Consider the following 18,449-nt stretch of genomic DNA (forward strand, 5'->3'; position numbering starts at 1 on the left):
ACTTTGTTGATTTAGGTAAAGGTGATTTTGCTCATCACTTTGAGCTATAACCACTTATGTCGCTTAAAGCTTAGTTTTCCGACTTCTATTCCTTGGATTTTTGGCCATTGGCTGCTAGGTTAAGCCTTCGGTATCCATGGAGAATTACAATGAAAAAAGTCACCTTAGTTGCCAGTCTGCTGCTTGCTGGTTTATGTTCGAGTGTTACCTATGCCGATGAAAGCTTAGATAAAGTCTTAAAAAGCGATTTTCGTCAGGCCAAAAATGCCAGCCGTGACGTTTATCGTCATCCCGCTGAAACCTTAACTTTTTTTGGCATTACCCCAAAACAGACTGTGATTGAACTCTGGCCGGGTAATGGCTGGTACAGTGAAATATTAGGGCCTTATCTTGCTAAAGAGGGCCAATATATCGCAGCCAGTTTCGAAACGGCTCCTGCGACAGATACTCCCGGAAATCGTTATCGCGCGAACGCGGGTACTAAGTATGCTGCGTGGATGACGGCCAATAAAGACGTCATGGGCAATGCTAAGATTGTTACCTTCGATCCTCCACATAAGATGGATTTAGGCGCTGATGGTAGTGCTGATCTGGTATTAACCTTCCGAAATCTACATAACTGGGCATCAACAGATCAATTGGAAAACGTGTTTGCCGCGTCTTATAAAGTGTTGAAGGACGGCGGTATCTTTGGCGTGGTAGAGCATAGAGCCAACGAAGGAATGAACTTCAGCACTGGCTATATGGATCAAGCCGCTATGGTTGCTTTAGCCAAAAAAGCAGGTTTTACCTTAGTTGAAAGTGCAGAAATCAATGCGAACCCCAAAGATACGAAAGATTACGCCAAAGGTGTTTGGACGCTACCGCCCTCTTTTGCCTTGGGTGATACCGATAAAGAAAAATACCAAGCGATCGGTGAAAGTGACCGTATGACACTTAAATTTGTCAAAAAATCATCTTAATTACCTGACATCAGAGGCATTATGTGGCAATCTTTCGCCCCCAAAAATCAAATCGAATTTGTATTACCTCATATTACGGTCGCGGGCCGATTATGGGGGGCGAAGGATAAACCTTTATTGCTTGCCTTACATGGTTGGTTAGATAACGCCAACAGTTTTGAACCCTTAGCAGCGCATTTACTCGATTATCAAGTGCTCGCCATTGATTGGCCAGGACACGGCTTTTCTGCACATAGGCCGGGACACTATCCGCTGCATTGGATTGATTATTTGTATGATTTAGACGCGTTGTTAACGGCATTACCGCAAAAGCCAGCGGCAATGATTGGGCATTCGCTTGGCGGTATAATCGCCTCAGCTTACACGGCGACATTTCCCGAAAAGGTTAACAAGCTGGTATTGATTGAAGCGTTAAGCCCCTTGTCTGAGTTGCCAACGCAAGCTAAGGCGCGATTGAAAAAAAGCTTCTATCAGCATGAGAAGTATTTAACTCAGAAGCATGGGCAGGCAAAGATTTACGACAGTATAGATACTGCGGTGCGGGCGAGGGCACATTTAACAGGACTTGCCGAACCTTGGTGTCGTTTGTTGCTCGATCGTAATATGCAGCCCGAAGGTGATGGCATAGGTTGGCGTAGTGATCCTCGATTAAGATTAGATTCACCCCAACGATTAACCTTCGCCCAAGTTGATGCCTTGATGCAGGATATCAATGTCGAAACCTTATTAATTTGTGGCAAACAGGGATTTAGCCAGTTGCAGAGCGCGATACCTAAGGCCAGAACGTGGTTCAAGCATTTGTCTGAGCACATAATTGAGGGCGATCATCATGTGCATATGGACAATGCCGAAGGCGTTGCACGTTTGATCCGCAAATTCGTTTAATAGGTTGCTTATATGGGTATAAAAAAGACGCTAGGTTTTTTGTTTTTTTTATGTGATGATGATCAAAATTAAAACGCTCGTATGATTTATGACGAGTAAATTAATAACTATAAAATGTAAGCCGGTATTTTAACTCGGTATTTATCGAGTCTTGACGCTTGTATGGATATTGTTTCCGCAGTTGTGGGGATTTAGGAGAGAGTAGTGGATCAGCCTTGGATTAATCATTTGCCAGAAGATGTGCCTGCTGAAATTAATGTGGAACAATACTCATCGCTTGTCGATATGTTCGAGACAGCGGTGGCTAAGTATGAAGATCAACCTGCATTTATCAACATGGGTGCCACGCTAACCTATCGTAAATTGGAAGAACGCAGCCGAGCATTCGCTGCGTATTTACAAAATGAATTAAAGCTTGAAAAGGGCGACCGTGTCGCCTTGATGATGCCAAACCTGTTGCAGTATCCCATTGCACTGTTTGGTGTTTTGCGTGCAGGTATGGTGGTTGTTAACGTTAACCCACTTTATACACCGCGCGAACTTAAACATCAGTTGATTGACTCTGGCGCTAAAGCCATTGTGGTGGTGTCAAACTTCGCCCGCACTTTAGAAGAAGTGGTCGATCAAACTCCCGTTGAAAGCGTGATTATCACCAGTTTAGGTGATCAATTAAGTGCACCAAAACGTACCTTAGTGAACTTTGTGGTGAAGTACATCAAGAAGTTAGTGCCAAAATACGATTTACCCCATGCCTTATCAATGCGCGATACCTTATCAACGGGTCGTCGCATGCAATACATCAAACCTGAAGTCACTAACGATGATTTAGCGTTTTTACAATACACAGGTGGCACCACTGGGGTTTCTAAAGGCGCTATGTTGACCCATGGCAATATTGTCGCAAACGTATTGCAGGCTGATGGTGCATATTCTCCCGCTTTAAACGATGGCAGTGAGTTTGTCGTAACGGCCTTGCCGCTGTATCACATCTTCGCCTTGACCGTGAATTGCCTGCTGTTTTTGCACAAAGGTAGTCAGAATTTACTCATCACCAATCCTCGTGATATCCCAGGATTTGTGGCTGAGTTGAAAAAGTATCCTTTCACCGCATTAACTGGGGTAAATACCTTATTTAACGCTTTAGTGAACAGTGATGATTTTTCCCAGTTGGATTTCTCACGCTTAAAACTCTCTATCGGTGGCGGCATGGCGGTACAAAAAGCCGTGGCGGATAAATGGCAAACCATTACTAAAACCCGTTTACTTGAAGGTTATGGTCTGACGGAAGCCTCACCCTTATTAACCTGTTGTCCATATAACTTAGACGGTTATAACGGTTCAATTGGTTTTCCTGCCCCTTCGACACTGATCCAAATCCGTAATGATGACGGCAAGGTATTAGCCCAAGGCGAAACCGGCGAGCTTTTTGGTAAAGGTCCTCAGGTGATGAAAGGCTATTGGCAACGTCCTGAAGAAACCGCCAAAGTGATCGACACTGACGGTTGGTTAGCTACGGGCGATATTGGTTATATGGATGAGAAAGGTTTCTTCTATATTGTCGACCGTAAGAAAGACATGATCTTAGTATCAGGCTTTAACGTATTCCCTAACGAAGTCGAAGAAGTGGTCGCACTTCATCCCAAAGTGATTGAAGTGGCTGCCGTTGGTGTGCCAAACGACGCCAGTGGCGAGTTAGTGAAGGTATTTGTGGTGGCAAAAGATAAATCTTTAACCGCTGAAGACATCATTAAGCACTGCCGTATTCATTTAACGGGATATAAAGTGCCGAAGCTGGTAGAATTTAGGGACGAGTTACCTAAAACCAACGTGGGTAAAATCTTGCGACGAGAGCTTAGAGACGAAGCTAAGCGCGCGTAAGATTGAAGCCGGCATTTGCCGGCTTTTGTTTTTATGGACTGTGATTGACCCACAGGATCTGGAGAAGAATTTGTCAGCGTTTCAATATGTGAGTGATGAAGCAAGCCTTAATGCCCTCGTTGCCCAATATAAACAGAGTAAGATACTCGTGTTAGATACCGAGTTTGTTCGTACTCGTACTTATTATGCCAAGTTAGGTTTGATCCAAGCCTATGATGGTAAAACCTTAGCTTTGATTGATCCGGTCGCTTTACCTGATTTAACCCAATTTTGGGCGCTGTTATCGGACCCGAATATCGTTAAGCTAGTGCATTCCTGCAGTGAAGACTTAGAAGTTTTTGCCCACTATGGCAAATGTCAGCCTACGCCTTTGTTTGATAGCCAAATTGCCGCCTCTTTGTGTGGTATGGGCCACGGTGTGGGTTATGCCAAGTTAGTTGAAACTTGCCTTGGTGAAGTAATCGATAAAGGTGAATCGCGTACAGATTGGATCCGTCGTCCTTTAACGGAAGCCCAGTTAAGCTACGCCGCCAATGACGTCCTGTATTTGTATCAGCTCTATCCTCAACTGGAAGCGAAACTCAGCGCCCAAGGGCGTTTAGCTTGGTTATACGAGGAAGGGGAAAGGATGACTCAGGGCAGGCTTGCCGATCCTGATCTTGATACAGCCTATTTGAAAGTGAAAAATGCTTTTCAACTCACTGAAATTCAATTGGCTTACCTTAAAGTGCTCGCCAAATGGCGCCTTGAAAAAGCCTTAGTCCGTGATTTAGCCTTAGGTTTTGTGATCAAAGATCATGGTCTTATTGCATTAGCGAAGAAGCAACCTAAAACTTCGGCTGACTTGTTTAAGCTCAATGACTTGACCGAACAGGAAAAACGCATCCACGGCAAAGATTTATTACGTGTGCTACAAACTGCGGATTTGGTTAATTTACCCGAGTTAGTGGATGTATTGGCGTTAAAATCAGGCTACAAATCGGCCTTTAAAGCGATTAAAAGCTGTTTGGTCGAATTATGCGAAAAGCATGATGTGCCGCAGGAAATGCTCGGTTCTAAACGTCATATCCATGAGTTTTTGCAATGGCGTTGGGATAAGCAACAAGGGGATTTACCGGCAGTGTTATGCGGTTGGCGAGGGGAATTGGCAACTGAGGCTTTAGCAAAGCTTGAGGTCTAGTGCTTAATATTTCGTACTTGAAGCTATCGCTGAAAAACATCCACATCAAAATGTCATCTTCAATTGAAGATGACATTTTTTTGTGTCATCGACTTATCTGTCAGGCAAAGTGACGTTAAGCTCGAGTACCGACAGGTTGGCGTCGTTTTGATCTAACTGCACAGAAACTTGATCATCAGAAATCGGCACATATTTGCGAATAACGGCAATGATCTCTTGTTTCATCTGTGGGAAATAATCGGGAGTGTCCCTTTGTCCACGTTGATGAGCCACGATGATCTGTAGGCGCTCTTTTGCCATTACCGCAGTGCTAGGCTTTTTCTTGCTTTTGAAATAGTCGAGTAAAGACATAATTAGCTACCAAATATCCGTTGTAAGAAACCTTTCTTTTCTTCCGTAATAAAGCGTACTGGTACATCTTCACCCAGTAAGCGTGCGACTGTATCACTGTAGGCTAAACCTGCATCACTTTCTTGGTCGATAATCACAGGTACGCCTGAGTTAGAGGCTTTCAGTACAGATTGTGACTCAGGAATAACGCCGAGTAGCTCAATGGCCAGAATTTCTTGAACATCGTCAACACTCAACATTTCGCCCGATTTTACACGGCTCGGTGAATAGCGAGTCAAGAGTAAATATTCTTTTATCGGCTCTAGATTCAGTTCTGCGCGGCGTGATTTGCTTTGCAACATACCTAAAATACGGTCTGAGTCGCGCACTGAGCTGACTTCTGGGTTCGTGGTCACAATGGCGATATCGGCAAAATACAATGCCATCATAGCGCCTTGCTCAATCCCTGCGGGAGAGTCACACAGAATAAACTCAAAGTCTTTGGCCAAATCGTCTAAAACACGGCCAACACCTTCTTTGGTCAGCGCATCTTTATCACGGGTTTGTGAAGCGGGTAAAACGAATAACTTATCGCAGCGTTTATCTTTGATCAGCGCTTGATTTAAATTGGCTTCACCATTGATCACATTAACGAAGTCATAAACAACACGACGCTCGCAACCCATGATCAAGTCTAAGTTTCGTAAACCTATATCGAAATCAATAACGACTGTCTTGTGTCCTTGCATGGCAAGACCGGTCGCAATTGCAGCACTCGATGTGGTTTTACCTACGCCGCCTTTACCTGAAGTGACAACAATAATTTGTGCCATGTTTCTCTCTATCCTTTGTTCTGCCATTTAGAGGGGCAATGATTCAACCATAAGCGACTCACCGTTTAGGCGAATGCAGCCGCTTTTATCTGAGCTATGTTGTTGTAGATTTTCAGCGAGCCAATATTGCCCTGCTATTGAAACGAGTTCGGCCTCCAGAGAGTGGGCAATGATAACGGCGCTGGTATCGCCCGCGGCGCCTGCCATGGCTTTCCCTCGTAATGCGCCATAGATATGAATGCTACCATCTGCGATGACTTCTGCGCCATTGCCTACCGCACCAAATATGATTAAATCACCATTTTTTGCGTAGACTTGTTGGCCTGAACGAATATTTTGCTTCACTATCTTAGTTTGGCGCGGGGCTGGCGGCGGGGTACTACTCTGTTTTCCCGCTTTGACTATGGCAAGGCCTAAGTCTTTTGCCTGTTTACTGAGTACGGTTGTCGCGCCCGTTATGCCAACAATCACTAATTGACGTGAGATCAGCAGATCCTTTAACGCACTTAAATTCAAGCTGTCGTGCTGAATGGCACTCAGATTGACGACTAAAGGAGCACCCAGAAAAAACTGAGGAGCCTGTGCCAATTTATGGTCTAATTCAGTCATGACAGCTTGTAAATCGCTGCTATTAATATGAAGCACTGAAAGAGTAAAAGAAGCGCCTTTTAACTCTAAGCTAGGTTTTGACATCCCGGCACTATTCTCCAGAAATCATCAGTCGGTTCGCTGATTTTACAATTAAATTACTAGGCGACCATGTTATAGTGTGCCCCATTGACTGGCAAGTTTGAACTATTGGATATTTGATTCTTATGCTATGTGCCGTTTATAAAAGTAGCCGAAAGGCTGATACTTATTTATTTGTGAAGAAAAGAGATTGTTTTGACGATGTTCCAGTGCCTTTGATGGAAATGTTTGGCGTGCCAAAGTTGGTGATGGTGTTTCCTATCGCTAAACGCGACGCGTTAGGAATGGCAGATATACATAAAGTCAGAGCAGCAATGGCAGAAAATGGCTTTTATTTACAAATTCCACCACCTCAGGTGAATTTATTGGCTGAGCATAAGCTGAGCCTTGGGATCAAAGATTAACCAGGTAGCATCAAGACGCTGCTAATGAGCTTAGGCGCGTCAAACCACACTCGTTAATCTCAGTGGCATTGCGTATCTGACGACAAATTAGTGTAAAATAGCCCGCATTGAGCGGGTTTTTTATTAAGAAGATATAGTTAATCATGGCATTTTGGCAGAGTAAAACATTAGCGCAGATGAGCACAACCGAGTGGGAATCCCTGTGTGACGGTTGTGGTAAATGTTGTTTAAACAAGTTGATAGATGATGAAACCGAAGACTTGTATTACACCAATGCAGCTTGCCTTTTGCTCGATCATCAAACGGCAGGCTGTCAGCATTACAGTGACCGTTTCACCCATGTCCCCCAATGTACAGTGATCACGATTGATAATATCCATGAGTTAACTTGGTTGCCCGACAGTTGTGCCTATCGCCGCCTAGCGGCAGGGCGTGAGCTACCGAGCTGGCATCCGCTGCTCACAGGCTCCAAAGAAGCGATGCATTTAGCGGGTATGTCGATCCAAGGCAAGGTGGTGGATGAAAGACGCGTGAAGGATATTGAAGATCATATCGTGCTATGGCCACTTAAAGACGTGGATTAACAGACGTGAATTCATTTTGCCGTAGCGTTATCGATTGAAAATTAACTTATTAATTGAAACGACACTTGTTGATTGGAAAGTGACCGTCAGAATGAAAACAACAAGGGAGCGATTATCGCTCCCTTGTGCATTTTGGGTGTTAAGTGAATATAAATTCCATCAAATAATGCTCGACTAGATTTTTAATCCCACCATCAACTGATCAAGTTGCCCAGCTGTTGCTTGCAGCTCATCACAACCTGAAACCGACTGGTTCGCCGATTGCTCCACATCGTGGGACTGGTTACGAATTTCCATCAGGTTAGTCGCTATCTCGTTGGCCACTGCCGATTGCTCTTCGGCCGAGGTGGCAATTAGCACACTCATTTCAAACACTTTGTTACTGTGGTGGGCGATAAACTCTAAGTCTTTACCCGTTTGCAGTACGTGTTGTTTACCTTCATCGGCTTGATTCACTGTACGCGACATCACTTGGGTTAGATTGCGCGTACCCGATTGCAGTGATTCGATCATGGTTTTGATCTCAACCGTCGCGGCTTGAGTGCGGCCCGCTAAGGTACGTACTTCATCGGCGACCACGGCAAAACCACGACCTTGTTCTCCGGCGCGCGCCGCTTCAATCGCCGCGTTGAGGGCGAGTAGGTTGGTTTGCTGGGAAATCGCATTAATAGTTGATACCACTTCATCAATTTTACTGGCGTTGTCATTGAGAACGCCCACCGCATTTGAGGCCGCAGAAATTTCATCCGATAACACGTCAATAGCCTTGACTGTGGTTTCAATGTCTTTACCGCCAGCGCTAACCTGTTGATTGGCTTCTTGGGTTTCGGCAGAAGATTGTTCAGCATTACGGGCAACTTCCTTCACTGCAGCGGTCATTTCTTCCATTGCCGTTGCTAGGGAATCCAAATGTTGTCTCTGGTTCACCGCCAAAGATTGACCTTGCTGCGCTGTGCTACGAAACGAGGAGACTACCTCACGGATTTTTGTTGTCGATTCTGCGATTTGTTTCACTAACAGATGTTGACGTTCAACTAAGGTATCTATGCTGATAGCTAAGATACTGAACTCGTCTTTTACTTCGAAGAAGTTTAAACGCCCAGTTAAATCGCCCGATGCGGCCCGTTTTAATGCCATCACTGTGGTATAAAGTGCGCCGCCCACGAAGGTCGAAATGTAGTAGCTAAATAAAAACAACACAAATAGAAGCGCCGCCATCAGGCCGTAAACCAGCAGGTTATCTTTGGCGAGCAGGGCATCAATTTCTTTGCTGTCTAAGGGAATAATCGTGATCAGGTTTTGATCGTTAACGCCACTCACAGCTCTAGGTAGCTTACCGCTATTATCAATACCGCCACCGCTGCGAGCTAAGGATTGCGCTTTACTGTCGGCCTCATTCACCGAAATAATGCTGACATTGCCTTTGATGTCGCGGCTTAGCTGGCTAAGGATAGCTTGGCGTTCTTGCTCTGGTAGTTTGTTATATAAGGTGCCCGTGACTTGGTTGATTTGTTGTGACGCATTTTGCAGGCCGTTGAGCTGTCCTTGCACTAAGGTTTGCTGGGATTGGTTATCAAGAAAAATCGCCAGCCCAACAATCATTAGCATGGGAACGATAGAGAGAATAGCGAATTTAGTTTTTAAGGTCATATGGATAAGATATTGATCTATCCAGCGAAACTTTACTTCTTTCATGAGTGCCTCGATAAAATGGGCTGTGAACCGAATGTATATCGGTCAGTTTGCCATAGACTTGATAGTTTTCTGTTTTGTAATGATTTATATCGCTAATGTAGTCTAATTGCAGTCGTTATTGTGTTGTTTGCTGCAATTTTGGCAGGGTACAACCATTAGTTTACAGTTTAGTTACAAGTGCTGCTAGTGGCTGAATAGAGAACTTGTTTTGGTCAGAATCGAGGTTTGTATTTCACCTTGAGCAAAACTCAGGCTCTGAACTGGGGTAACACATGAATTTGCATGATAAAAACCCCCAATAAGCCCTAGTAATATGCCGCTCGCTCGCGTAAAATTTCTATCCTTTTATTTCGTTATAGCTAGCAAAGCGTCTGGCATTAACGCCCGATAACCTGAGCACCCAAATAGCCTGAAAGTTTGGCGCCCATAGCACTTGTTTATCAAGCGCGACTATGCAGTGGAAGAGAAAATGCAGCAGTTAACTGAGATCGTAGAACAAGCCTTAGTCATTATTGACCAGGCCAGTGATCTAAAAGCACTGGATGATATCCGTGTCGATTACCTTGGTAAGAAAGGTAAGATCACCGACATGATGAAAATGATGGGTAGCTTAAGCCCTGAAGAAAAGCCCGCCTTTGGCCAAGCGGTCAATGATGCTAAACAGGCGATTCAACAAAAATTAACTGAACGCATCGATGGTCTGAAGAGTTCGGAGCTGGAAGCCAAATTAATCGCTGAAAAGATTGATGTGACTTTGCCTGGCCGCACTCAAGAGAACGGTGGTTTGCACCCCGTGACGCGCACTATCGAGCGTATCGAAACCTTTTTTGGGGAATTAGGGTTCTCGGTAAAGCAGGGGCCTGAAATTGAAGATGATTTCCACAATTTCGATGCCTTGAATATCTCTGAGCACCATCCAGCCCGTGCCGATCATGATACCTTTTATTTCAATCCTAAACTGATGCTGCGTACCCAAACTTCGGGTGTGCAAATTCGTACTATGGAAACTGAAAAGCCGCCACTGCGCATTATTTCTCCGGGCCGTGTTTATCGTAACGATTACGACCAAACTCACACGCCTATGTTCCACCAAGTGGAAGGGTTGCTCGTGGATGAGCATGTGAACTTTGCTGAGCTTAAAGGCATTTTGCATGACTTCCTGCGTAACTTCTTCGAAGAAGATCTGCAAGTGCGTTTCCGTCCATCTTACTTCCCCTTTACTGAACCTTCAGCGGAAGTGGATGTGATGGGCAAAAACGGCAAATGGCTAGAAGTGTTAGGCTGCGGTATGGTACACCCAAATGTGCTGCGCAGCGTTGGCATAGATCCAGAAAAATACTCTGGTTTTGCTTTTGGTATGGGTGTCGAGCGCTTAACTATGTTGCGTTACGGCGTAAACGATTTACGTGCGTTTTTCGAAAACGACCTACGTTTCCTGAAGCAATTTAAATAACGGAGCTGTAATAGCATGAAATTTAGCGAATCTTGGCTTCGTGAATGGGTAAACCCTTCTGTCAGCCGTGAAGCATTATCCCACCAGATCACTATGGCCGGCCTTGAGGTTGATGGCGTAGATCCTGTTGCCGCCGATTTTAATGGTGTGGTAGTGGGTGAAGTGGTTGAGTGTGGTCAGCATCCCGATGCCGATAAATTGCGCGTGACCAAAGTCAGCGTGGGCACAGGCGAGCTTATCGATATCGTCTGCGGTGCACCAAACTGCCGTCAGGGTCTTAAAGTGGCCGTGGCTATGGTTGGTGCCGTATTACCTGGCGATTTCAAAATCAAGAAAGCCAAGCTGCGTGGCATGCCATCAGAAGGCATGTTGTGTTCATACAGCGAGCTTGGCATTAACGTCGAAAGCGATGGCATTATTGAACTGCCATTGGACGCGCCATTAGGCACGGATCTGCGTGAGTATCTCAAGCTTGATGACGCCGTGATAGAAGTGGATTTAACCGCTAACCGTGCCGATTGTTTAGGCATGGTAGGTCTTGCCCGTGAAGTGGGCGTGTTAAACCGCCAAGCAGTGGTTGAGCCACAGTGGCAAGCCGTTACACCAACGATAGATGCTAAAGTAACCATTAACGTTAAGGCGCCAGCGGCATGCCCACGCTACTTAGGTCGCGTGGTGAAAAACGTCAATGTGAAAGCGCCAACGCCTTTATGGATGCAGGAAAAACTGCGCCGTAGCGGTATTCGCTCTATCGATCCTATCGTTGATATCACTAACTTTGTGTTAGTTGAATTTGGTCAACCGATGCACGCTTTCGATCTGGCCAAATTAACGGGCGATATCCAAGTGCGTTTAGGCAACGGCGAAGAGAAAATCACTCTGCTTGATGGCAGCGAAGTGACGATTCCAAGCGATACCTTGGTTATCGCCGATGATGCGCGTCCATTAGCCCTTGCAGGCGTGTTTGGCGGCGAATACTCAGGGGTAAGCGACACGACCCAAGATATTCTACTTGAATGTGCCTTCTTCGCGCCTTTAGCGATTATGGGTAAATCACGTCGCTTAGGTTTGCACACAGATTCATCACACCGCTTTGAACGTGGTGTTGACCCTGAGATGCAACACAAGGTTATCGACCGTGCGACCCGTTTAGTACTGGATATCTGTGGCGGTGAAGCGGGCCCAGTGGTGGAAGCGAAATCGGATGCTGATTTACCCAAACCTGCACAAATCCTGTTACGTCGTAGTAAGTTAGATAGAATTTTGGGTCACCATGTACCTGACACTGATGTGGTTGAGATTCTGCAACGTCTAGGCTTTAGTGTGGTTGCTAGCCAAGATAGCTGGCAGGTGACCACGGCCACGTATCGCTTCGATATGGCGATTGAGGAAGACTTAATCGAAGAAGTGGCGCGTATCTACGGTTATGACAATATTCCTAATACGGCGCCTGTTGCCGCGCTGCGTATGTCAGATCATAAAGAATCTGACTTAAGCCTAAAACGCGTTCGTGCCTTACTGGTCGCTCGCGGCTTCCAAGAAGCGGTTACCTATAGCTTTGTTGATCCGAAATTGCAAAATCTGGTGCATCCCAGTGAGCAGGCTATGGTGTTACCAAACCCCATTTCCAGTGAAATGTCGGCCATGCGCCTGTCAATGTTCACTGGTTTATTGGCCGCCGTTGGCTACAACCAAAGTCGTCAGCAGAGTCGAGTGAGACTTTTTGAAACTGGCCTGCGCTTTGTTCCTGATATCAATGCAGAATCCGGTGTAAGACAGCAAGCTATGCTCGCTTGTGTCATTACAGGGCTTCAAAATGATGAACATTGGGCTATGGAATCGAAAACCGTTGATTTTTTCGACCTTAAAGGTGATTTAGAAGCAATTATCGGCTTGACAGTTTCCGCGTCAGAATTTAGCTTTAGAGTAGCAACGCATTCTGCCCTCCATCCGGGGCAATGTGCTGAAATATTGAGAAATGATCGAGTGATCGGTCATATAGGTGCAATCCATCCTAGTTTGGAGAAGCCTTTTGGACTCAATGGTAAAACCATCGTTTTTGAGTTGGAATTGGATGCTTTATTGCATACCAGTTTACCGCTAGCCCAAGCTGTATCTAAGTTTCCAGCTAATCGTCGTGATATCGCAGTTGTAGTAGATGAGAGTGTATCTGCAGGCGATGTAATGAAAGTGATAAGAAAAGTTGGCGAAAATCAGTTGGTTGGCATAAACTTGTTCGATGTATACTTAGGTAAAGGTGTTGAACCCGGCAAGAAGAGCCTGGCGATAGCACTTACATTACAAGACACTACTCGTACGCTTGAGGAAAAAGAGATTGCTGAGACCGTTGGTTCAGTCGTTTCTGCCCTTAAGTCCGAGTTCAACGCATCGTTGAGGGATTAAAGTATGGCACTTACCAAAGCCGAAATGGCAGAACATCTTTTTGAAACACTCGGAATGAACAAACGTGTCGCCAAAGAGATGGTTGAGTCGTTCTTTGAAGAGATTCGGGGCGCACTTGAAAGTGGTGAGCAGGTCAAGTTATCTGGCTTTGGCAACTTTGACCTTAGGGACAAGAATCAAAGACCGGGAAGGAACCCAAAAACAGGCGAAGATATCCCAATTTCTGCTCGTCGTGTCGTGACTTTCCGTCCCGGCCAAAAGCTGAAAACTCGTGTAGAAGCAGCAAACACGGGTAAGTAATTTCGTTTGTTTGATGGGAAAGCCACTCCTTAGAGAGTGGCTTTCCTGTTTATTTTTTCGTGCAATATCTCCATTGTTTTTATCCACTGTCTGAGGTGAATTCTTTGTCAAGACAGCCCAAACATTTTGACCGTCGTTTTAAACTCGCCTTATTACACCCTAGATACTGGGCCACTTGGTTAGTGATTGGTCTATTAGTGATTTTCGGACTCATGCCCGCATGGCTGCGTGATCCTATTGCAAGATTATTGGCAAAAATAGTGATGCCAATTGCCAAAAAGCCCATTAGCGTTGCCAGAGCCAACTTAAGGGCGTGCTTTCCAGAACAATCTTCCGCCGAGATTGAAGTGTTAATCCGTGAGAACGTGCAAAACTTCGTTTTGGTGTTGTTAGCACAGGGCGAATTGCTGGTGCGCTCAAAAGCGCATTTACGTCGTCGAGTCAATTTAATCGGCTTTGAGCATGTGACTAAAGCGCAGGCTGCGGGGCAGCCGATCATTTTTATCATGCCCCATGTGTGGCCAATTGATTATGCTGGTTTACGCCTTAACCTTGAGTTGCCTATGGTGACTATGGCCAAAGCCCATAAAAACGGCTTATTCAATTGGTTTAGTAATCGTGTACGCAGCATTTGTGGTGGCCATGTGTATATGCGCGAGGCGGGCATTCGGGCGTTATTGGCTGAGCTTAAGCGCGGTAACAGTTTCTTTTATCTTCCCGATGAAGACTTAGGTCCTGAACAAAGCGTGTTTGCGCCTTTTTTAGGCACAGTGAAGGCAACGCTACCTGTTGTTGGGCGTTTAGCGCAGGCGGGTAATGCCCAAGTGCTGCCAGTAAAGATTGGCTACAACCAAGCGACACGCCAATTTGATCTCACCGTGATGGCGGCCGTTGCGCCTGAAGAGATGGTGGGCAAAGAAAACGAGGCGTTGGCACTGAACAAAGTGGTCGAGCAAGTGATCTTAGCTTACCCAGAGCAGTATATGTGGTTCCTGCGCGTTCTCAAGACGCGCCCAGAGGGTGAAGCTTCTATTTACGGCTGATATAGCGTGACTGAAATAGTGTGGTTTAAAATGGCTTTGAGCGCGAAGTGCTCGAAGCCATTTTTGTGTTGAAGAGCGTTCTTTATTGATAGCATTCTTTATTTATAGAGCGTTTTATCAATAGCGTTGTCGTTAACAATGCGTATCGTGGATGATTAATCCTCGTTCTGTTCCATCTCAAGTTGCATCAGTAACATATCTTCGCCATCGAGTACGCGAGTACGAAAGCTTTGACACGCAGGGCAGACGACCGTGCGCTCACTCAGTACGGATTCAGTCTGGCAGTCTTGGCAAAGTATCACTAGCGGCTGAATTTGCATATTGAGTAGGGCTTCTTTGCAAATCCCATCGAGCTTAAAGGTATCGAAGGCCGTTTGTAGCAGGCTAGGTTCAACCCCGCTCATGACTCCCAGTTTGATATCCACTCGGGTGATTTTATCGGCATGATTGGCCTGCGCGTGCTGTTCGCATTGCTCAATCAGGGCACTCACAATCGAATATTCGTGCATCAGCAAATCCTTGGCAGCAGTTCACCTTGGGGAAGATCGAGATAACGTTTAGTATTCCAAGGTGTTCTTAGCACGACTTTCCCCACTAAATCATCACTCACAGTGCCGATTATCGCTGCATGCTCACAGCGCCCAAAGCGTTGCATGATCTCGAGCGCACCTAAGGCGATGTCGTTGGGAACGGCGAGGATGAAAGTGCCTTCGTTGGCAAGATCCATGGCTTCGAAACCATAGAGTTCGCACAGACCTTTGACTTCATCGCTGACGGGAATACTGGTTTCATTCACTGTGATGCCAACATTGGAGGCAACAGCCCATTCGTTGAGCACCGCCGATAAGCCGCCGCGAGTCGCATCGCGCATCGCATGAATGGGAATATTGGCGGCGATCAATTGCTCGACTATCGGCCAGAGCGTCGCGCAGTCACTTTGCAATGCCGATTCGAGTGTGAGTCCTTCTCGCGCCATTAAAATCGCTGCACCGTGGCAGCCAATATCACGGGAGACAATAATGGCATCGCCCACGGTGACATTCGCCGCGGAAATATTGGGACGCAAGATACGACCAATGCCTGAGGTATTAATAAATAAACCATCGGCGCACCCCTTGGGTACGACTTTAGTGTCGCCGCAGACAATCCGTGCACCACTGTGTTTTAATTCTTTCGCCATACTGCGGACAATCGTAGTTAAATCCTTGATAGAAAAGCCTTCTTCGATGATCACACTACAACTCAAATACTGAGGTTCTGCGCCCATCATAGCAAGATCGTTGACTGTGCCTGCGATGGCGAGTTTGCCGATATCACCACCGGCAAAAAATAAAGGGGATACGGTGAAAGAGTCTGTGGTAAAGGCGTTGGCACCGTGCAAATCGAGTTTGGCAGCGTCTTCTTCGCTGCGAAGGATGGGATTATCAAACTCAGCAAAAAACAGATCACGGATCAGTTTATTCATTTCTTTACCGCCACCGCCGTGGCTGAGTTGAATGGATTTATCTTTAAGCGTATCAGCCATGATGTGGTTCCTTGATATCGATACCTTGATAGCGGTAATAGGCATTGCAAGCACCTTCGGAGCTGACCATGCAGCTGCCTAAGGGCGTTTCGGGATTGCAGCCGCGGCCAAAAACTTTACAGTCCTTTGGTTTAGCAAGCCCACGAAGTATATCGCCGCACTGGCAGGCTTTATGATCGTCAATTTCCTTCACGGGTAAGCGGTCTTTAAAGCGCAGTTCGGCGTCCCTGTGGGCATATTCGGGTTTGAGCTGCAGCGCTGAATTGGGGATTGGGCCTAGTCCACGCCAGCGAAATTGCGGTCTGACATTGAAGAATTGATTCATTTTGGCCTGCGCCGTGAGGTTGCCGTCCTGTGAAACTGCGCGGCTGTATTGGATATCGAGCTCAGCTTTACCCGCGGCTTTTTGGCGCACAATCCGTAAAATCGACTCCATCACATCGACGGGCTCAAATCCTGCGACCACTACGGGCGTGCCATAGTTTTCGACTGTGCTGCGATAGATTTTTGCGCCACTGATCACGCTCACATGGGCTGGGCCGATAAAGGCGTTGACCCTCGCTTTTGGGTCGTGCATCACGGCATCAATTGCGGGTGGCACTAATACATGATTGATATGAAATAGTAGATTTTCGAGTTTTTCTTGTTCGGCCAGTTGTAACAAAATTGCTGTCATTGGGGTTGAGGTTTCAAAGCCAATGGCGAAGAACACTACGGTTTTATCGGGATTGTCGCGGGCAATTTTGAGCGTATCTAAGGGATCGTAAATTGGGCGAATATCGCAGCCCTTGGCCCTAAAACTGGCTAAAGAGCCTTGAGAACCGGGCACGCGGATCATATCACCCAGCGTCACAAGAATAACATTTTCTTGGGAGGCAAGCGCCGCGGCTTGGTCGATGCGCTCTTTAGGCATAATGCACACTGGGCAGCCAGGACCATGGATAAATTCAATATTATCCGGCAGTAAATCTAGCAAGCCGTATTTCATAATCGTATGAGTATGGCCACCACAGACTTCCATGATATTGATTTGTTGCTTAACCAATTTAGCGGTTAACTGAATATCCCGTGCTAAATTGGCAATCGTTTGGGGATCGCGAAAGCCTTGATAGAGGTGTCTTAGTTCAAGCATGCTTTTTCCTCGGTGCACTCGATAGGGGTGCGCCTTGCGACTTAATCCTGCACTGCTGATGGTCAGTGTATGGCTTCATTTTCAAGCTTAGTGACGATTTCTTTGTATAGATCAATGCTTTGCTGCGCATCTTCCTTATCAATTTTGTTCATCACAAAACCAATATGGATAAGTACATAGTCGCCAATTTCCAGTGGCTCATTCATTAAATGACTGCTGACATCGCGGCGCACGCCTAAGGTGTCGACTGTGACGCTCTGGCGCTCAATATCGACCGCCACCACTTGGGAAGGTATGGACAAGCACATTATTGTGCACCTCGAATATTGTCTTTAAGCCAAGCGGCTACTGCCTGCATGGAGTCGCCATCTTTGATGGAGACTTCAATGATTTGAGTTGCTGGATTGAGTTTTTTAAGCTGTTCTCTGGCTTCGTCTAGCTTGAAATCAAAATAGGGCAGTAGATCGCACTTAGTGATAAATACTACATCGGCGCGGCGGAACATCACGGGATATTTCTCAATCTTATCATCGCCTTCTGGCACGGACAGCAGCACGATATTTTTGTGGGTACCTACGTCATAACTGGCTGGGCAGACAAGGTTGCCGACGTTTTCAACAAAGCAAATATCCAGTCCATCAAGTGGTAAGTGATGCAGGGCACCGTGTACCATAAAGGCGTCAAGGTGACAGGCAGAGCCCGTTTGAATTTGATAGGCCGTAATGCCTTTCGCGATTAAGCGGTCGGCATCGCGGGAGGTTTCTAAGTCGCCTTCGATCACCGCATAGTTGAGCTGCGTGTATTCTTTGAGATTTTCTAATAGGGTGGTTTTACCACTGCCTGGGCTACTCATGATGTTGAAGGCCGTGATGTTATGTGCCTCAAAGTGGGCACGGTTATGACCTGCTTCGACATCATTTTTATCTAAAATTTTGTGGATGACTGACAAGGTTTTTTTATCGTTTAACTGAGGATTTGTGTGTAACTCTTGATGGCTATGCTCATGAGTATGTGAATGGTCATTATTATGCTCATGGCTATGGGCATGCGCGCCTAGATGATCATGGTCGTGGCGGGTAAGGGAGCAGCCGCAGTCTTTACACATTTTACCTCTCCTTGTATCGGCAGAGTACGAGGACTTTGCCTGACAAA

The 18,449-nt window shown here is 46.1% G+C and carries 19 protein-coding genes; 10 read left to right on the forward strand and 9 right to left on the reverse strand.

The features are described from left to right. Nucleotides 1–149 precede the first annotated feature (149 nt). The 4 genes from L5L98_RS02425 to rnd all read left to right on the forward strand — a co-directional run bounded on the left by L5L98_RS02425 (nt 150) and on the right by rnd (nt 4,905). Nucleotides 150–962 (forward strand): class I SAM-dependent methyltransferase, encoded by an 813-nt coding sequence (locus L5L98_RS02425; RefSeq protein WP_028760197.1) that lies wholly within the window; start codon nt 150–152, stop codon nt 960–962. A 21-nt stretch (nt 963–983) separates the two neighbouring features. Beyond that, complete coding sequence (locus L5L98_RS02430; protein ID WP_263138284.1) at nt 984–1,847, forward strand: alpha/beta fold hydrolase; 864 nt, start codon at nt 984–986, stop codon at nt 1,845–1,847. A gap of 204 nt (nt 1,848–2,051) precedes the next feature. Continuing rightward, nucleotides 2,052–3,725 carry a long-chain-fatty-acid--CoA ligase FadD gene (gene fadD / locus L5L98_RS02435; protein WP_028760195.1) on the forward strand — a complete coding sequence of 558 codons (1,674 nt, stop codon included), beginning with the start codon at nt 2,052–2,054 and terminating at the stop codon, nt 3,723–3,725. A gap of 70 nt (nt 3,726–3,795) precedes the next feature. Continuing rightward, nucleotides 3,796–4,905 (forward strand): ribonuclease D, encoded by a 1,110-nt coding sequence (rnd, locus tag L5L98_RS02440; RefSeq protein WP_263138285.1) that lies wholly within the window; start codon nt 3,796–3,798, stop codon nt 4,903–4,905. A 93-nt stretch (nt 4,906–4,998) separates the two neighbouring features. Here the strand turns inward: rnd and minE are convergent, their stop codons facing one another. Genes minE through minC form a run of 3 tightly spaced genes read right to left on the reverse strand, consistent with a single transcriptional unit; the run spans nt 4,999 to nt 6,761 of the window. Continuing rightward, nucleotides 4,999–5,256: a cell division topological specificity factor MinE gene (gene minE / locus L5L98_RS02445; RefSeq protein ID WP_028760193.1), complete on the reverse strand. Its 258-nt coding sequence runs from the start codon at nt 5,254–5,256 to the stop codon at nt 4,999–5,001. A gap of 2 nt (nt 5,257–5,258) precedes the next feature. Beyond that, complete coding sequence (gene minD / locus L5L98_RS02450) at nt 5,259–6,068, reverse strand: septum site-determining protein MinD (protein ID WP_006086391.1); 810 nt, start codon at nt 6,066–6,068, stop codon at nt 5,259–5,261. Between the two features lie 27 nt (nt 6,069–6,095). Further along, nucleotides 6,096–6,761 (reverse strand): septum site-determining protein MinC, encoded by a 666-nt coding sequence (gene minC, locus L5L98_RS02455; protein WP_006086392.1) that lies wholly within the window; start codon nt 6,759–6,761, stop codon nt 6,096–6,098. A gap of 122 nt (nt 6,762–6,883) precedes the next feature. Here minC and L5L98_RS02460 point away from each other — a divergent pair, with 122 nt between their 5' ends. Both L5L98_RS02460 and L5L98_RS02465 read left to right on the forward strand, forming a co-directional pair. Then, complete coding sequence (locus L5L98_RS02460; protein ID WP_028760191.1) at nt 6,884–7,162, forward strand: YcgL domain-containing protein; 279 nt, start codon at nt 6,884–6,886, stop codon at nt 7,160–7,162. Nucleotides 7,163–7,305: 143 nt separating this feature from the next. After that, a complete protein-coding gene (locus L5L98_RS02465; protein ID WP_131525467.1) occupies nt 7,306–7,746 on the forward strand; it encodes a YcgN family cysteine cluster protein in 441 nt (146 codons plus the stop codon). Nucleotides 7,747–7,920: 174 nt separating this feature from the next. Here L5L98_RS02465 and L5L98_RS02470 read toward each other — a convergent pair whose 3' ends face one another. Next, nucleotides 7,921–9,441, reverse strand: a complete 1,521-nt coding sequence (locus L5L98_RS02470) for a methyl-accepting chemotaxis protein (protein WP_107947207.1) — start codon at nt 9,439–9,441, stop codon at nt 7,921–7,923. A gap of 469 nt (nt 9,442–9,910) precedes the next feature. Between L5L98_RS02470 and pheS the strand changes: the two genes are divergently transcribed. From pheS to lpxM, 4 genes are all read left to right on the forward strand, one after another. Beyond that, nucleotides 9,911–10,894, forward strand: coding sequence for a phenylalanine--tRNA ligase subunit alpha (pheS, locus tag L5L98_RS02475; RefSeq protein WP_011789476.1), 984 nt, complete (start codon nt 9,911–9,913; stop codon nt 10,892–10,894). 15 nt (nt 10,895–10,909) lie between these two features. Continuing rightward, nucleotides 10,910–13,297: a phenylalanine--tRNA ligase subunit beta gene (gene pheT, locus L5L98_RS02480; RefSeq protein ID WP_263138286.1), complete on the forward strand. Its 2,388-nt coding sequence runs from the start codon at nt 10,910–10,912 to the stop codon at nt 13,295–13,297. A gap of 3 nt (nt 13,298–13,300) precedes the next feature. Beyond that, complete coding sequence (gene ihfA, locus L5L98_RS02485; protein WP_006081370.1) at nt 13,301–13,597, forward strand: integration host factor subunit alpha; 297 nt, start codon at nt 13,301–13,303, stop codon at nt 13,595–13,597. A 104-nt stretch (nt 13,598–13,701) separates the two neighbouring features. After that, on the forward strand, nt 13,702–14,640 hold the full coding sequence (gene lpxM, locus L5L98_RS02490; RefSeq protein ID WP_263138287.1) for a lauroyl-Kdo(2)-lipid IV(A) myristoyltransferase: 939 nt from the start codon (nt 13,702–13,704) through the stop codon (nt 14,638–14,640). Between the two features lie 155 nt (nt 14,641–14,795). Here lpxM and hypA read toward each other — a convergent pair whose 3' ends face one another. The 5 genes from hypA to hypB all read right to left on the reverse strand — a co-directional run bounded on the left by hypA (nt 14,796) and on the right by hypB (nt 18,402). Next, nucleotides 14,796–15,149, reverse strand: coding sequence for a hydrogenase maturation nickel metallochaperone HypA (hypA, locus tag L5L98_RS02495; protein WP_168824038.1), 354 nt, complete (start codon nt 15,147–15,149; stop codon nt 14,796–14,798). After that, nucleotides 15,149–16,165 carry a hydrogenase expression/formation protein HypE gene (hypE, locus tag L5L98_RS02500; RefSeq protein ID WP_263138288.1) on the reverse strand — a complete coding sequence of 339 codons (1,017 nt, stop codon included), beginning with the start codon at nt 16,163–16,165 and terminating at the stop codon, nt 15,149–15,151. Before hypE ends, hypA begins: the two co-directional genes overlap by 1 nt. Further along, nucleotides 16,158–17,297 carry a hydrogenase formation protein HypD gene (hypD, locus tag L5L98_RS02505; RefSeq protein WP_263138289.1) on the reverse strand — a complete coding sequence of 380 codons (1,140 nt, stop codon included), beginning with the start codon at nt 17,295–17,297 and terminating at the stop codon, nt 16,158–16,160. Before hypD ends, hypE begins: the two co-directional genes overlap by 8 nt. A gap of 62 nt (nt 17,298–17,359) precedes the next feature. Further along, nucleotides 17,360–17,605, reverse strand: coding sequence for a HypC/HybG/HupF family hydrogenase formation chaperone (locus L5L98_RS02510; RefSeq protein ID WP_028760183.1), 246 nt, complete (start codon nt 17,603–17,605; stop codon nt 17,360–17,362). Next, a complete protein-coding gene (hypB, locus tag L5L98_RS02515; RefSeq protein ID WP_263138290.1) occupies nt 17,605–18,402 on the reverse strand; it encodes a hydrogenase nickel incorporation protein HypB in 798 nt (265 codons plus the stop codon). Before hypB ends, L5L98_RS02510 begins: the two co-directional genes overlap by 1 nt. Nucleotides 18,403–18,449: the final 47 nt, after the last annotated feature.

The organism is Shewanella sp. SM23, from assembly GCF_025654295.1.
In the GTDB taxonomy this organism is placed as follows: Bacteria; Pseudomonadota; Gammaproteobacteria; order Enterobacterales; family Shewanellaceae; genus Shewanella; species Shewanella oncorhynchi.

Bases quoted from the DNA above. Each gene is read 5' to 3' on its own strand.
- L5L98_RS02425 (WP_028760197.1), top strand. From the start codon at position 150: ATGAAAAAAGTCACCTTAGTTGCCAGTCTGCTGCTTGCTGGTTTATGT.
- L5L98_RS02430 (WP_263138284.1), top strand. From the start codon at position 984: ATGTGGCAATCTTTCGCCCCCAAAAATCAAATCGAATTTGTATTACCT.
- minE (WP_028760193.1), bottom strand. From the start codon at position 5,256: ATGTCTTTACTCGACTATTTCAAAAGCAAGAAAAAGCCTAGCACTGCG.
- minD (WP_006086391.1), bottom strand. From the start codon at position 6,068: ATGGCACAAATTATTGTTGTCACTTCAGGTAAAGGCGGCGTAGGTAAA.
- minC (WP_006086392.1), bottom strand. From the start codon at position 6,761: ATGTCAAAACCTAGCTTAGAGTTAAAAGGCGCTTCTTTTACTCTTTCA.
- L5L98_RS02460 (WP_028760191.1), top strand. From the start codon at position 6,884: ATGCTATGTGCCGTTTATAAAAGTAGCCGAAAGGCTGATACTTATTTA.
- L5L98_RS02465 (WP_131525467.1), top strand. From the start codon at position 7,306: ATGGCATTTTGGCAGAGTAAAACATTAGCGCAGATGAGCACAACCGAG.
- L5L98_RS02470 (WP_107947207.1), bottom strand. From the start codon at position 9,441: ATGAAAGAAGTAAAGTTTCGCTGGATAGATCAATATCTTATCCATATG.
- pheS (WP_011789476.1), top strand. From the start codon at position 9,911: ATGCAGCAGTTAACTGAGATCGTAGAACAAGCCTTAGTCATTATTGAC.
- pheT (WP_263138286.1), top strand. From the start codon at position 10,910: ATGAAATTTAGCGAATCTTGGCTTCGTGAATGGGTAAACCCTTCTGTC.
- ihfA (WP_006081370.1), top strand. From the start codon at position 13,301: ATGGCACTTACCAAAGCCGAAATGGCAGAACATCTTTTTGAAACACTC.
- hypA (WP_168824038.1), bottom strand. From the start codon at position 15,149: ATGCACGAATATTCGATTGTGAGTGCCCTGATTGAGCAATGCGAACAG.
- hypE (WP_263138288.1), bottom strand. From the start codon at position 16,165: ATGGCTGATACGCTTAAAGATAAATCCATTCAACTCAGCCACGGCGGT.
- hypD (WP_263138289.1), bottom strand. From the start codon at position 17,297: ATGCTTGAACTAAGACACCTCTATCAAGGCTTTCGCGATCCCCAAACG.
- L5L98_RS02510 (WP_028760183.1), bottom strand. From the start codon at position 17,605: ATGTGCTTGTCCATACCTTCCCAAGTGGTGGCGGTCGATATTGAGCGC.
- hypB (WP_263138290.1), bottom strand. From the start codon at position 18,402: ATGTGTAAAGACTGCGGCTGCTCCCTTACCCGCCACGACCATGATCAT.